This is a genomic window from Nocardioides sp. WG-D5, from assembly GCF_054031175.1.
In genome coordinates, this window is the sequence record NZ_CM132928.1 from 1966791 (window position 1) to 1979523 (window position 12733).

The window sequence follows — 12733 nt, forward strand, 5'->3', positions numbered from 1 at the left end:
ATTACCGATATGACTGTCGCCATGCCTCCGCTCGACAGCCAGATCGCTGACCTGCTCACCCTCTTCGCGAAGGGCCAGCCCCTGGAGTCCTACGACCCGCCGACGGCACGAGCGCTCTACCGCGCGTTGGCCGAGGGCGTCCCACTTCCACCCGTCGGCTCGGTGGAGGCCTCCGTGATCCCAGGGCCGGCGGGCGACCTGGCCGTACGCATCTACCGGCCAGCCACCCAGGGCCCGCTGCCGACGATCGTGATGTTCCACGGCGGCGGCTGGGTGGTCGGCGACCTCGACACCCATGAGGACCAGGCCCGCAATCTCTCCACGATCTGCGACGCCGTGGTCGTCGCGGTCGACTACCGGCTCGCTCCCGAGCACCCCTTCCCGGCCGCCTACGACGACGCCCTGGCCGCGGCCCGCTGGGTCAGCGACAACACCGCGACGCTCGGTGGTGACGGCCGGGTCGCGGTCGCCGGCGACAGCGCCGGCGGCAACCTGTCGGCCGCCGTCGCCCAGGCCTTCCGCGCCGAGGGGCGGGAGCTCGCCGGCCAGCTGCTGATCTACCCGGCGACCGACATGACCAGCGGCTACCCCTCCTACGCCGAGAACGGCCACGGCTACTTCCTCGAGCTGCCGACGATGAAGTGGTTCTCCGACAACTACGTCGGTGACGCCGACCGCGCCGACCCGCGGCTGAGCCCGATCAAGGGCTCCTTGGAGGGTCTGGCACCGGCGGTCGTGGTGACCGCGGAGTTCGATCCGTTGCGTGATGAGGGCATCGCGTACGCCAAGGCGCTGGAGAGCTCGGGGGTCCCCACGACCTACCACCACTGCGACGGTCTCATCCACGGCTTCTTCGCGATGGGCCACCACTCGCAGGCGGCACAGCTCGCGATCGAGGAGACGTGCGCGCTGTTCAGGACGGTGCTCCACGGGTGATCCCGGGCCGTCCCGGCGGACGTTCCCGGGGCGCTGCCGGGGGTGATCGAGGACACGTACTCAAACCAGGGGTATTCCTGATGCCCGAGGTTTGAGGATGGTCCAGACTGGGCCGCATGCCGATTGCCGTCCAGGTCAGTTCCTCTCTACGGGCGATGACGCGACCGCTGACCGAGCGCGTCCGCAAGCTTGCCCTGCAGTTCGCGATGCGGGGCAAGGAGTCGCCGATCCCCGACATCACCACGCTGCGCAAGATCCCGGAGCATCTGACGTTCCCGCTGCGCCGCGACGGCGTCGACCCGGTGCCGCTGCTCGCCGAGAGCCGGGCGCAGGCGCCGGTCACCAAGCTCGGCTCGGTGCTCGGCCTCGACATCGTGCTGGTCACCGGCCACGCCGAGTCCAAGCACGTGCTGGCCGCCAAGGACACCTACTCCAACGACATGCGCCACCTGCTCGGCACCCGCAAGCGCACCGATGCCGAGGGCATCGGTGGCCTCGGCATGACCGACCCGCCCGACCACACCAAGCTCCGCGGCCTGCTGACCCCGGAGTTCACCATGCGCCGCCTGGGCCGTCTCAACGGGATGATCGACCGGATCGTGACCGACGCCCTCGACGACATGGAGGCCAACGGCCCCGAGGTCGACCTCGTCCAGCACTTCGGCTTCGAGATCCCGTTCCGGGTGATCTGCGAGCTGCTGGGCATGCCCGAGGACGTACGCGACGAGTTCCACAAGCTCGGCATGGCCCGTTTCGACCTGTCCGAGGGTGGTGCCGGCGCCTTCGGGGCCGCCACCGAGACCAGGACGTTCCTGATCGAGCAGGTCCGCCAGCAGCGGGCCGAGCCCGGCGACGGCATGATCGGCGAGATCATCCGCACGAAGGGCGCCGAGTACGACGACGTCGAGCTCGGCGGCCTCGCCGACGGCGTCTTCCTCGGCGGCTACGAGACCTCCGCCTCGATGCTCTCCATGGGCGCCTACGTGCTGATGCAGAACCCGGAGGCCTACGAGATCCTGCGCTCGGGCGATCGGGCCGAGGTCGACAAGGTGGTCGAGGAGCTGCTCCGCTACCTGTGCCCGGTGCAGATCGCGTTCCCCCGGTTCGCGCGCGAGGACCACGACCTCTTCGGCCTGCCGGTCAAGAAGGGCGCCGTCGTCCTGGTCAGCCTCACCGGCGCCAACCGCGACCCCGCGGTCGTGCCGAAGCCGGAGCAGTTCGACCTCCGCAACGCCGAGACCATGCACTTCGCCTTCGGCCACGGCATGCACCGCTGCGTCGGCGCCGAGCTGGCCCGGATGGAGCTCCGCGCCGCCCTCACCGGCCTCGCCCGCCGCTTTCCCGACCTGGCCATGGCCACCGACGACCCCGGCGACCTCGGCTGGCGCGACCTCTCGGTCGTCTACAGCCTCGACCGGCTCCCGGTCCGGCTCGCCAAGGACCCGGTCCCCGCCTGAGCGGTCAGCCGCCCGGATCCATCACCTGTCCGTATCTTCTCCCTCAGGCGTCCCGGCGACAGCGGCACCCGCCCCTGGGGCGAAGGCGAGAAGAATCACGGGAAGGGCCGGGTGGATGGCAGCCGCCGGGTACGAGAGCGCAAGGCATCCCAGGGTTACCAATCCGCTGAGCCAGGGCAGCCCGACCAACCGTGTCAGCACCAGACCACCGCCAGCCATGACCGTCACAAAGGCGATGATCACCGACCCAAGCCTGTCGAACGGGTCGCCCGAGCCCTCGAGGATCACCCATCGCCACATCGGCCACGCAGCCACAGCAAGAGCCACCGCGACGATCCAGGCTGCGTACGGACGGAGGATGGTGCCATACCACGTGGGGTCGGGTCTGCTCATGCGCAGAGCGTGGCCGACCGGTGCGGAGCTCCACATCCGTACGGATACTCAAGTCTCTCCCTCACCCGGCAGCGGGTAGTCGGGGACCAAATGGTCGGTCTACCGGTGGGTAACCGACCGTATGGTCCCCGACTATCCGCGAACTACGAGTCGGACTGAGCGCTCAGCCGTTTCACTGCCGCGGGGCCGGCTCCTCGCTGATCGCCACGGCGATCCAGGGTGCCAGGACGTACGCCGGGATCGCCAGCAGCGGCAGGCTCGTCATCGGGGTCGCGATGATCACGAACGCGGCCCCGGTGCAGAACCGGCCCAGCCCGGCGCGTGCGCTCAGGAAGGCCCCGAGCAACGGCCCGATCAGCCCGACGACGACCATCACCGACACGCTCTCCAGCCGCGACAGCTCGATCCCGGAGCGCGTGACGGCGAGGTAGACGGGCAGCACCGTCACCAGGCTCACCAGCGCGGCGACGCCCCAGGCCTGGTAGGAGCGGGCCAGGCGCTGCCCGTTCGTCAGCGCGGGAGTCGTCATCGCACGGTTGGTCATGGGCGGAGTCTCCCAGCGCGCCCGGTGCAACCGGCCACGAGACGCGCGAGACGGCGGAAACCGGCACCTGGACCGTTCAGGCGCGGCGCGTCTCCAGGACGCGGAAGCCCTTCGCGCTGCCGATCCGCTCGGTCGGGAACCCCTGCTCGCCGAGCCAGCGCTGGAGCGAGTCGCCGCCGAGGTTCTTGCCGACGACCATGACCGCGCGGCCGTCGGGCGCGAGACGGGGCAGCCAGGTCAGGAGCAGCTCGTGGAGGGCCTGCTTGCCGATCCGGATCGGCGGGTTGCTCCAGATCTCGTCGTACGTCGTCCCCGGATCGATCTCGGCCGGGACCGCGGCGCGATACCGGTCACCGAGTCCGAGCTTCGCGGCGTTCTCGTTCGCGAGCAGGACGGCGCGCTCGTTGACGTCGACGCCGGTGACCTGGGCTGAGGGTGCGGCCAGCGCGCAGGCGAGGCCGATGATCCCGTAGCCGCAGCCCAGGTCGAGGATGCGGCCGCCCTCGGGCGGGTCGGTCTCCCGGAACAGCACCGCGGTGCCGACGTCGAGGCGCCCCTTGGCGAAGACGCCCGATCCCGAGATCAGGGAGAGGTCCATGTCCCACACGGTCGCCGAGACCGGGATCCGCTCGAAGGGCACCGACGGGTCGGCGGAGAAGTAGTGCTCGTCGTCAGTCCCCGTCAACCTCGTTCGCCTCTCTGCGGTTCATGGTGCGCTGGTGCTGGGCCGCCAGCATGTCGTCCGGCGGATAGGCGACCTCCTCGAGGGTCAGCCCGTTGGCCGGAGCGATCGGGATGGACGAGGAGCGCGAGCGCGCGGCCAGCGACTCCTTGGCCCAGGTGACGTCCTTGCGGCCCTCCCCGATCACCATCAGGCACCCGACCAGCGAGCGCACCATCGAGTGACAGAAGGCGTCGGCGAGGACCGTCGCCTCGATGATCCCGTCCGGGCGCCGGTCCCAGGTGAGCTGGCGAAGGTCGCGGATCGTGGTCGCGCCCTCCCGCGGTTTGCAGAAGCTCGCGAAGTCGTTGAGGCCGACCAGGTCGGCGGAGGCGACGTTCATCAGCGACAGGTCCAAGGGCCGGGTCCGGTAGAGCACGTGCCCGCGCAGCAGCGGGTCGACGAACGCCGGGTCGTCGACGATCCGGTAGACGTAGCGTCGCGACAGCGCCGAGAACCGCGCGTTGAACCCCTCCGGAGCCTCGACGGCCCGATGGACCCGCAGATCGGCGGGGAGGATCCCGTTCAGCCGGCGCACCAGCGAGTCGAGCGGCGACTGCTCCGAGCGTCCCCGCGAGGACTCGAGCACGTCGGCGTCGATGTCGAAGTGGGCCACCTGGCCGCGGGCGTGCACGCCGGAGTCGGTGCGCCCGGCGACGGTGACCCACACCTGGGACCGCTCCCCCGTCGACGGCACCCGCAACGCGGTCGCCAGCGCGGCCTGCAGCTCTCCCTGGACCGTACGCAGCCCCGGCTGGGTCGCCCAGCCGTGGAACATGGTGCCGTCGTAGGCGAGGTCGATCCTGATGCGCACGTCACTCATTGTCCCAGCAACACCTGCCCCGAGCGGAATGCGCGAGGACGCTTTGCCACACTTTGTCCATGCACTATGTGATCTTCGGAGCGGGCGCGGTCGGCGGCGTCGTGGGCGGTCTGCTGCACCGGGCGGGGGTCGAGGTCACCCTGGTGGCCCGCGGCGAGCACCTCCGCGCGATCCAGGACGCCGGTCTCAGCCTCGACACCCCCGACGGCGTCCTGACCCTCGACGTCGCGGCCGTCGAGGACGTCGGCAAGGTCTCCTGGACCGAGGACACCGTCGTGCTCCTCAGCGTCAAGGGCCAGCAGACCGAGGCCGCGCTCGAGGATCTCGCTGCGTACGCTCCGCCGGGCACACCGGTGGTCGCCATGCAGAACGGCGTCGCGAACGAGGCGCGGATCCTGCGGCGGTTCGCCGCGACGTACGCCATCCATGTCGTCCTCCCCGCCACCTTCCTGACCCCGGGCACGGTCGTCCAGGACTCCGGCAACAGGCCCGGCATCCTCGACATCGGCCGCTACCCCACCGGTGTCGACGAGACCGCCGAAGCGATCGCGAACGACCTGGTCAAGGCCGGGTTCCTCAGCGAGCCGCGCGCCGACATCATGGCCTGGAAGCACCGCAAGCTGCTCAACAACCTCGGCAACGGCATCAACGCCGCGATCGCCCCCGGCCCCAGCGACGAGGAGATCTACGCGCGCTGCCTGGCCGAGGCCGAGGCAGTGCTCGCCGCCGCCGGCATCGACGCCGTGACCGCCGAGCAGGACCGGACCCGGCGGGCCGGCCACATCACCGCGCGCGGCCGTCGCAACCACAGCTCGACGTGGCAGAGCCTCGCCCGCGGCAGCGGCGTCGAGATCGACTACCTCTCCGGCGAGATCGTGCTGCTCGGCCGCCTCCACGGCGTACCGACCCCGGTCAACGAGGCCATCCAGCGCGCGGTCCACGACATCGCCCGCACCGGCGCCGAACCCGGCAGCATCGACGGCGCCGCCTTCCTCGCCGGTCTCTGACAAGCACTGTGGCCCGCCACCCTCGCGGGTGACGGGCCACAGCTCAGAAGCCGATCAGGCCTTGGCGTCGTCCTCGGTGGTCTCCGCAGCGGGAGCCTCCTCGGCAGCAGCCTCGGTCTCGGTGGTCTCCTCGGCAGCGGTCTCCTCGACCGGCGCCTCCTCGACCTTCTCCTCAGCGGGGGCGGCAACCGGAGCCGCGGCAGCCGGAGCAGCCTTGGTCTTCGGCTCGTAGGCCTCGTTGACGAGCTCGATCACAGCCATCGGAGCGTTGTCACCCTTGCGGGGACCGATCTTGGTGATCCGGGTGTAGCCACCCGGACGCTCTGCGAACTGCTCGGCGATCTCGGTGAAGAGGGTGTGCACGACGGACTTGTCGCGGATGGTCTTGAGGACCTCGCGACGGTTGTGCAGGTCACCCTTCTTGGCCTTGGTGATCAGCTTCTCCGCGACGGGGCGGAGAACCCGGGCCTTGGCCTCGGTGGTGGTGATGCGGCCGTTCTCGAACAGCGCGGTGGCGAGGTTCGAGACGATCAGCTTCTGGTGCGCGGGCGAACCGCCGAGGCGGGCACCCTTCTTCGGGGTAGGCATCGTGCCTGCTCCTTCTCTCCGGCCGTACTAGGTACCGGGGTAGACGCCCACACGTGGGCGATTTTCTTTTATGGGTTACGCCGGGCCTCAGGCGCTGCCGTCTGGCCCGGCGCTACAACTCAGTACTGCTCGTCCTCGACGAACGCGTCGTCGTCATCGTCGCCGTAGGCGGCGAGGGCGGCGGACGGGTCGAAGCCGGGAGCGCTGTCCTTGAGCGACAGGCCCATCTCGTGCAGCTTCAGCTTGACCTCGTCGATCGACTTGGCGCCGAAGTTGCGGATGTCGAGCAGGTCCTGCTCCGAGCGCGAGATGAGCTCACCCACGGTGTGGATGCCCTCGCGCTTGAGGCAGTTGTAGGAACGGACGGTCAGCTGCAGGTCCTCGACCGGGAGGGCGAGGTCGGCGGCGAGCTGCTCGTCGACCGGCGACGGGCCGATGTCGATGCCCTCGGCGTCGACGTTCAGCTCACGGGCCAGACCGAAGAGCTCGACCAGGGTCTTACCGGCCGAGGCGATCGCGTCGCGGGGAGCGATCGACGGCTTGGTCTCGACGTCGATGACGAGCTTGTCGAAGTCCGTGCGCTGCTCGACACGGGTGGCCTCGACCTTGTAGCTGACCTTGAGGACCGGCGAGTAGATCGAGTCGACCGGGATGCGGCCGATCTCGTTCTCGGCGCCCTTGTTCTGGACCGCGGAGACGTAGCCACGACCACGCTCGACGACGAGCTCGAGCTCGATCTTGCCCTTGTCGGACAGCGTCGCGATCTTCAGGTCGGGGTTGTGCACCTCGACACCGGCCGGCGGCGCGATGTCGGCGGCGGTGACGTCACCGGCACCGGACTTGCGCAGGTACATGGTCACGGGCTCGTCGTGCTCGGAGGAGACGACCAGACCCTTGAGGTTGAGGATGATCTCGGTGACATCCTCCTTGACGCCCTCGATGGTCGAGAACTCGTGGAGAACACCGTCGATCTTGATCGAGGTGACCGAGGCACCGGGGATCGAGGAGAGCAGGGTGCGGCGAAGAGAGTTACCCAGCGTGTAACCGAAGCCCGGCTCCAGGGGCTCGATCACGAAGCGGGAGCGGAACTCCTCGACGGACTCTTCCGACAGGGTGGGGCGCTGTGCGATAAGCACTGATTTGTCCTTTCCGGGCCGACCGCTATTTGACGGACCCGAACTTCAAGGGGTGATGACGGAAGGCTGTGGGGGCGGCAAGGCCCCGGCGTACGTCGTCTGTGAAGTTTGAACGCCGGGGACTCACCGTGGTTACTGCTGAGGGCTGATCAGAGCTTCGAGTAGTACTCGACGATCAGCTGCTCCTGGACCGGGACGTCGATCTGGGCCCGGACGGGGAGCTGGTGAACCAGGATGCGCATCCGGCTCGGGACAGCCTCGAGCCAGGCCGGGACGACGCGCTCGCCGTGGGTCTCACGAGCCACGATGAACGGGGTCATCTCCAGCGACTTCTCGCGAACGTCGATGACGTCGTGAGCCGAGACCTGGAACGAAGGCACGTTGACCTTCTTGCCGTTGACCAGGAAGTGGCCGTGGACGACCAGCTGGCGGGCCTGGCGGCGGGTGCGGGCGAAGCCGGCACGGTAGACGACGTTGTCCAGGCGGCCCTCGAGCAGCTGGAGCAGGTTGTCACCGGTCTTGCCGTCGCGACGGTGGGCCTCGGCGTAGTAGGAAGCGAACTGCTTCTCCATCACGCCGTAGGTGAAGCGAGCCTTCTGCTTCTCACGAAGCTGGAGGAGGTACTCGCTCTCCTTGATGCGGCCGCGGCCGTGCTGACCCGGCGGGTAGGGGCGCTTCTCGAACGCTGCGTCGTTGCCGACAAGGTCGACACCGAGACGGCGCGACTTGCGGGTCATGGGTCCGGTGTAACGGGCCATTACTCTTCAGTCTCCTTCTATGTCTCGGTGGGGATCAAACGCGGCGGCGCTTGGGCGGACGGCAACCGTTGTGCGGGGCCGGCGTGACGTCCTGGATGGTGCCGACCTCGAGGCCGATCGCACCCAGGGAACGGATCGCGGTCTCGCGGCCCGAGCCCGGGCCCTTGACGAAGACGTCGATCTTCTTCATGCCGTGGTCCATCGCGCGGCGGCCAGCGGCCTCGGCGGCCATCTGCGCGGCGAACGGGGTCGACTTACGCGAGCCCTTGAAGCCGACGGTGCCGGCCGAGGCCCACGAGATCACCGCACCGGTCGGGTCGGTGATCGTGACGATCGTGTTGTTGAACGTGCTCTTGATGTGGGCCTCGCCCTGAGCGACGTTCTTCTTCTCCTTGCGACGGATCTTCGTCGCACCCTGACGGGTCTTCGGAGGCATGCATTAACTCCTGTGTTGGCTGGTCTGTGAGATCGAGGCGAAGACTCGGATCACCGACGCGCTGTGCGCGTCAGGATCACTTGGCCTTCTTCTTGCCGGCGACGGTGCGCTTCGGGCCCTTGCGGGTGCGCGCGTTGGTCTTGGTGCGCTGACCGCGGACCGGGAGGCCCTGGCGGTGACGGCGACCCTGGTAGCTGCCGATCTCGATCTTGCGACGGATGTCAGCCTGGACCTCACGACGGAGGTCACCCTCGGTCTGGATGCCCTGGGCCTCGATCTCGTCGCGGAGCTTGACCAGCTCGTCCTCGGCCAGAGCGTGCACCCGGGTGTTCGGGTTGACGCCGGTGGCCTCGAGGAGCTTCTGCGAGGTGGTACGGCCGATGCCGTAGATGTAGGTGAGAGCGATCTCCACGCGCTTGTCGCGCGGAAGGTCAACACCTTGGAGGCGTGCCATTGTGTTCCTTCTGGTTGCGTCAGAGGTGTCGGTCGGGTCGCGTCCCGGGGTGGCACCCTCGGGCTCCGGCCTCTGCTCCGGAGGTGACTTCGGACCTGCGTCCTAGCGACTCGATGAAGTATTCAGTTGTGCTGCGAGCTGGGACTCAGCCCTGGCGCTGCTTGTGGCGCGGGTTCTCGCAGATCACCATGACGCGGCCGTGGCGACGGATCACCTTGCACTTGTCACAGATCTTCTTCACGCTCGGGTTGACCTTCATGTCAGCCCTTTCTTGTCTAGACCGGCTTACTTGTACCGGTAGACGATCCGACCGCGCGTCAGGTCGTAGGGGGACAGCTCGACCACCACGCGGTCCTCAGGAAGGATCCGGATGTAGTGCTGTCGCATCTTGCCGCTGATGTGGGCGAGAACCTTGTGTCCGTTGCTCAGCTCCACACGGAACATGGCGTTGGGGAGAGCCTCCACTACGGTGCCCTCGATCTCGATCACGCCTTCTTTCTTCGGCATGCCCTCTGCAATCTGTTGGTCGGTCATCTACCGTTCAAACCACGGATCGGATGACCCGCGGGCGGTCCGGGAACCTCTCCGAGACTCGGAGTGGACCTCGTGAAGCCATCTGCATGTCTCACCCGCGAGCGCACAGAAGCGCGCTGACCGGGCAGCCGCGAGGCACGACGAGACAGACCCACGTTGGACCGACTACCAAGCCTAGACCCCTAGAACAGCAATGCCCTAATCGTCAAGCCGCCACATCCGTAGAGCAATGCGAAGAATACGGACGTGGCGGCTTGAACCTCTGGGTCGCTCGCTGACGCTCGCTCAGGCCCTGGCGGCCGCGTCGGCCTCGGCGATCTCCGCGACGTACGCGAGCGCAGCCTCCGGGTCGCCCAGGAACGGCCCGAGGTCCTCCGGGTGCGGGAACAGCCGGGTGAACCGGTCGGCGACAGGCTGATACCGGGTGGCCGCGCCGAGCACCTGCTGGACGTGATCGGGCAGCGGGTTGAGCAGCGCGTCGGTCAGACCGGTCGAGTGCTGGGCCCGGTTCTCCCAGAAGGTCTCGAAGGTCGCCTGCATCCATTCCGGGTCGAACGGCTGGTCGCCGCGCTCGAGGATCGCCTGCGTGTAGATGCCCGCGCAGTGGGCGGCGTTGTTGGAGCCCTGCCCGGCGATCGGGTCGTTGACCACGACGACGTCGCCCATACCGAAGACGTAGGTGCCGTCGGCGACCTCGGCGTACGGCTTGCGGACCATGCCGGTGAACGCGCCCGAGAGCGAGGCGCGGGCGTCGGTCGGCTCGCAGTCGCGCATCAGCTCGCCCTCCCACGGCATGTGCTCGAGCATCACGTGCTGCAGCCGGCGCAGGTGCTCGTCGGGGCGCGGACGGTCCCAGAAGCAGTCCAGGGGACCGTCGGGGATCGCCTCGACGAACGCCACCCGGCTCGGTCCGAACTGGGTCAGGGCGCTGATCACGAACAGCTCGCCGACCCCGGGCGCGACGTTGATCCGCATGCTCCCGGCCGGGAAGTCGTCGGGCTCGACCATGCCGTGGAGGTAGATGGCCGACAGCGCACGGCCGGGCTTGTCGTACTTCGACCTCACCGGGTCGCGGTCGAACAGGTCGACGATCTCGCCCTTGCCCGCCGCGATGAGCGTCAGGTCGTACATCGACGCCAGACCGGCCAGGTCGGAGGTCATCACGGGGTGGTAGATGATCCGGCCGCCGCGGTCCTCGAACAGCTCCAGCCAGGTCGACATCTTCAGGCGCTGGTCGACGGACATGGCGTACGGCTCCCACGGGCCGTCGAACTTCAGCGCCCGGACGCCGGGCTCGGGACTGACCGAGATGCCGACCGCGGGGATGTGCGGCGCCTCGTCCTCCCACAGGTTCAGGCCGTAGGCGCGCTCGTAGGCGAGGGCGGGCTCGAACATGACCTGGGTCGACATCGGCCAGCCGTCGCGCAGCTCGTCGGGCGTACGCGCCGACATGACCGTCACCTCATAGCCCTCGACCTGGAGGCTGAGGGCGAGCTGCATGCCCGCCTGTCCGGCGCCGACGATCAGGATCTTGCGCAATGAAACTCCTTCGGAGTTGGGACGCCTCCGGGCTCAGGCGCGTGTGGGGGTGGTTTTCATCGTGTGCGTCAGGCAGGTGACCAGGGTCTTCGCCGTCGACCTGCGGTCGCGGGCGTCCACGGTCACCAGCGGCGTCCGCTCGTCGAGGCAGAGCGCGTCGCGCACCTTCTCCAGGGAGTGCGTCAGCTTCCCGTCGAACAGGTTCACCGCGACGATGAACGGGACGTCGGAGTCGTTCTCGAAGTAGTTGACCGCCGGGAAGGACGCGTCGAGCTGGCGGGTGTCGACGAGCACGACGGCGCCGCTGGCACCGCGGCACAGGTCGTCCCACATCGGCCAGAACCGGGGCTGCCCCGGGGTGCCGAACAGGTAGAGCAGCAGGTCGGGGGCGAGGGTGACCCGGCCGAAGTCCATCGCGACCGTGGTGGTCGTCTTCGCGCTCGCGTCGGAGAGCGGGTCCACCGACTCACCGGCCTGCGTCATCCACGCCTCGGTGTTGACCGGCGGGATCTCGGAGACCGAGGCGACCATGGTCGACTTCCCGACGCCGAAACCACCCGCGACCACGATCTTGGCAGAGGTGACGGTCAGCGCCGGGCGGTCAGCCGAGCTCGGAAAGGCCATCGATAACTCTCTTCAACAGACGGTGGTCGAACGGGGAGTCGTAGGCCCCGTCATTGATCTGCAGGTGCTCCGTCGAGGCGAGGTCCTCGAGCAGCACACGAGTCACGCCCAGGGAGATCCCACAGTGGGCGGAGAGCTCCGCGACCGACTGCGGCCCGAGACGTACGCGGTCGTAGAGCCGGCGCGACTCCGGGGTCAGCTTGGCGGCAGCGCGCGCGTCGAAGTGCGCCGCGGAGATCAGCGTGTGGACGTAGAGCTGGTGCTTGGTCTGGGTGCGGCCGCCGGTGAGCACGTACGGACGTACCCAGGGGTTTCCGCTCACGCCCTCTCCCCTGCCATCGAGCTGACCGTCATCTGACGCAGCTCGTCGCGCATCTGCGGGGTGAGTACGTGGCCGACGGCGTCGACCATCTGGGCCATCTTGTGGGCGACGACGCCCAGGTTCGCACCGGCGCCGACGAGGACGGCGAAGCCGGCCAGGTCACCGATGCCCATGAAGAGGAAGTGTCCGGTGTGGAACTTCAGCATCACCTGGTCACAGCCAGGCTCGCCCACCTCGCGGGCGATGTTGTTGCCGAGACTGATCACTCCGGCGGTCATCGCGGCGAGCGGGTCGGCGACGTTGGCGGACATGCCGCCGGCACCGATCAGCGGGAGGCCGTCGGAGGAGACGATCAGCGCATGGGTCACACCGGGGGTGGAGCTGGCGAAGTTGTCGATCAGCCAGCTGAATTCCTTGGGGTCGCGGGGGGCGACCGGGCTTTCCATTACGAAAGGGTTCCT

Annotated in this window: 18 protein-coding genes; 3 read left to right on the forward strand and 15 right to left on the reverse strand. The window is 68.4% G+C overall.

Features of this window, described 5'->3' with window-relative positions:
* The first annotated feature begins 21 nt into the window (after positions 1 to 21).
* Entirely contained in the window at positions 22 to 936 is a 915-nt protein-coding gene (locus ACWZJV_RS09510; protein WP_457181273.1) for an alpha/beta hydrolase, read from the forward strand.
* Positions 937 to 1052: 116 nt separating this feature from the next.
* Positions 1053 to 2393 carry a cytochrome P450 gene (locus ACWZJV_RS09515; RefSeq protein ID WP_457181274.1) on the forward strand — a complete coding sequence of 447 codons (1341 nt, stop codon included), beginning with the start codon at positions 1053 to 1055 and terminating at the stop codon, positions 2391 to 2393.
* 21 nt (positions 2394 to 2414) lie between these two features.
* Here the strand turns inward: ACWZJV_RS09515 and ACWZJV_RS09520 are convergent, their stop codons facing one another.
* The 4 genes from ACWZJV_RS09520 to truA form a co-directional block, all read right to left on the reverse strand.
* Positions 2415 to 2786 (reverse strand): hypothetical protein, encoded by a 372-nt coding sequence (locus ACWZJV_RS09520; RefSeq protein WP_457181275.1) that lies wholly within the window; start codon positions 2784 to 2786, stop codon positions 2415 to 2417.
* 172 nt (positions 2787 to 2958) lie between these two features.
* Complete coding sequence (locus ACWZJV_RS09525; protein WP_457181276.1) at positions 2959 to 3330, reverse strand: hypothetical protein; 372 nt, start codon at positions 3328 to 3330, stop codon at positions 2959 to 2961.
* A 76-nt stretch (positions 3331 to 3406) separates the two neighbouring features.
* Positions 3407 to 4015, reverse strand: a complete 609-nt coding sequence (locus ACWZJV_RS09530) for a class I SAM-dependent methyltransferase (RefSeq protein WP_457181277.1) — start codon at positions 4013 to 4015, stop codon at positions 3407 to 3409.
* Complete coding sequence (gene truA / locus ACWZJV_RS09535) at positions 4002 to 4865, reverse strand: tRNA pseudouridine(38-40) synthase TruA (protein WP_008361068.1); 864 nt, start codon at positions 4863 to 4865, stop codon at positions 4002 to 4004. Before truA ends, ACWZJV_RS09530 begins: the two co-directional genes overlap by 14 nt.
* Before the next feature lie 68 nt (positions 4866 to 4933).
* Here truA and ACWZJV_RS09540 point away from each other — a divergent pair, with 68 nt between their 5' ends.
* Positions 4934 to 5881: a ketopantoate reductase family protein gene (locus ACWZJV_RS09540; protein WP_457181278.1), complete on the forward strand. Its 948-nt coding sequence runs from the start codon at positions 4934 to 4936 to the stop codon at positions 5879 to 5881.
* 54 nt (positions 5882 to 5935) lie between these two features.
* Here the strand turns inward: ACWZJV_RS09540 and rplQ are convergent, their stop codons facing one another.
* The 11 genes from rplQ to ACWZJV_RS09595 all read right to left on the reverse strand — a co-directional run bounded on the left by rplQ (position 5936) and on the right by ACWZJV_RS09595 (position 12718).
* Positions 5936 to 6469 (reverse strand): 50S ribosomal protein L17, encoded by a 534-nt coding sequence (gene rplQ / locus ACWZJV_RS09545; RefSeq protein WP_008361063.1) that lies wholly within the window; start codon positions 6467 to 6469, stop codon positions 5936 to 5938.
* A gap of 119 nt (positions 6470 to 6588) precedes the next feature.
* Entirely contained in the window at positions 6589 to 7605 is a 1017-nt protein-coding gene (locus tag ACWZJV_RS09550; RefSeq protein WP_008361061.1) for a DNA-directed RNA polymerase subunit alpha, read from the reverse strand.
* A gap of 149 nt (positions 7606 to 7754) precedes the next feature.
* The gene (rpsD, locus tag ACWZJV_RS09555; RefSeq protein ID WP_008361060.1) at positions 7755 to 8363 is read right to left on the reverse strand and encodes a 30S ribosomal protein S4; all 609 of its coding nucleotides are present in this window, start codon (positions 8361 to 8363) and stop codon (positions 7755 to 7757) included.
* 34 nt (positions 8364 to 8397) lie between these two features.
* Positions 8398 to 8799, reverse strand: coding sequence for a 30S ribosomal protein S11 (gene rpsK / locus ACWZJV_RS09560; protein ID WP_008361058.1), 402 nt, complete (start codon positions 8797 to 8799; stop codon positions 8398 to 8400).
* A 76-nt stretch (positions 8800 to 8875) separates the two neighbouring features.
* Entirely contained in the window at positions 8876 to 9253 is a 378-nt protein-coding gene (gene rpsM, locus ACWZJV_RS09565; protein WP_008361056.1) for a 30S ribosomal protein S13, read from the reverse strand.
* A gap of 145 nt (positions 9254 to 9398) precedes the next feature.
* Positions 9399 to 9512: a 50S ribosomal protein L36 gene (gene rpmJ, locus ACWZJV_RS09570; RefSeq protein WP_008361054.1), complete on the reverse strand. Its 114-nt coding sequence runs from the start codon at positions 9510 to 9512 to the stop codon at positions 9399 to 9401.
* Between the two features lie 26 nt (positions 9513 to 9538).
* Positions 9539 to 9760 (reverse strand): translation initiation factor IF-1, encoded by a 222-nt coding sequence (gene infA, locus ACWZJV_RS09575; protein ID WP_011757309.1) that lies wholly within the window; start codon positions 9758 to 9760, stop codon positions 9539 to 9541.
* A gap of 312 nt (positions 9761 to 10072) precedes the next feature.
* On the reverse strand, positions 10073 to 11326 hold the full coding sequence (locus ACWZJV_RS09580; RefSeq protein ID WP_457181279.1) for a styrene monooxygenase/indole monooxygenase family protein: 1254 nt from the start codon (positions 11324 to 11326) through the stop codon (positions 10073 to 10075).
* 33 nt (positions 11327 to 11359) lie between these two features.
* A complete protein-coding gene (locus ACWZJV_RS09585; protein ID WP_008361042.1) occupies positions 11360 to 11950 on the reverse strand; it encodes a GTP-binding protein in 591 nt (196 codons plus the stop codon).
* Positions 11928 to 12272: a DUF742 domain-containing protein gene (locus ACWZJV_RS09590; protein WP_008361041.1), complete on the reverse strand. Its 345-nt coding sequence runs from the start codon at positions 12270 to 12272 to the stop codon at positions 11928 to 11930. Before ACWZJV_RS09590 ends, ACWZJV_RS09585 begins: the two co-directional genes overlap by 23 nt.
* Positions 12269 to 12718, reverse strand: coding sequence for a roadblock/LC7 domain-containing protein (locus tag ACWZJV_RS09595; RefSeq protein WP_008361038.1), 450 nt, complete (start codon positions 12716 to 12718; stop codon positions 12269 to 12271). Before ACWZJV_RS09595 ends, ACWZJV_RS09590 begins: the two co-directional genes overlap by 4 nt.
* Positions 12719 to 12733: the final 15 nt, after the last annotated feature.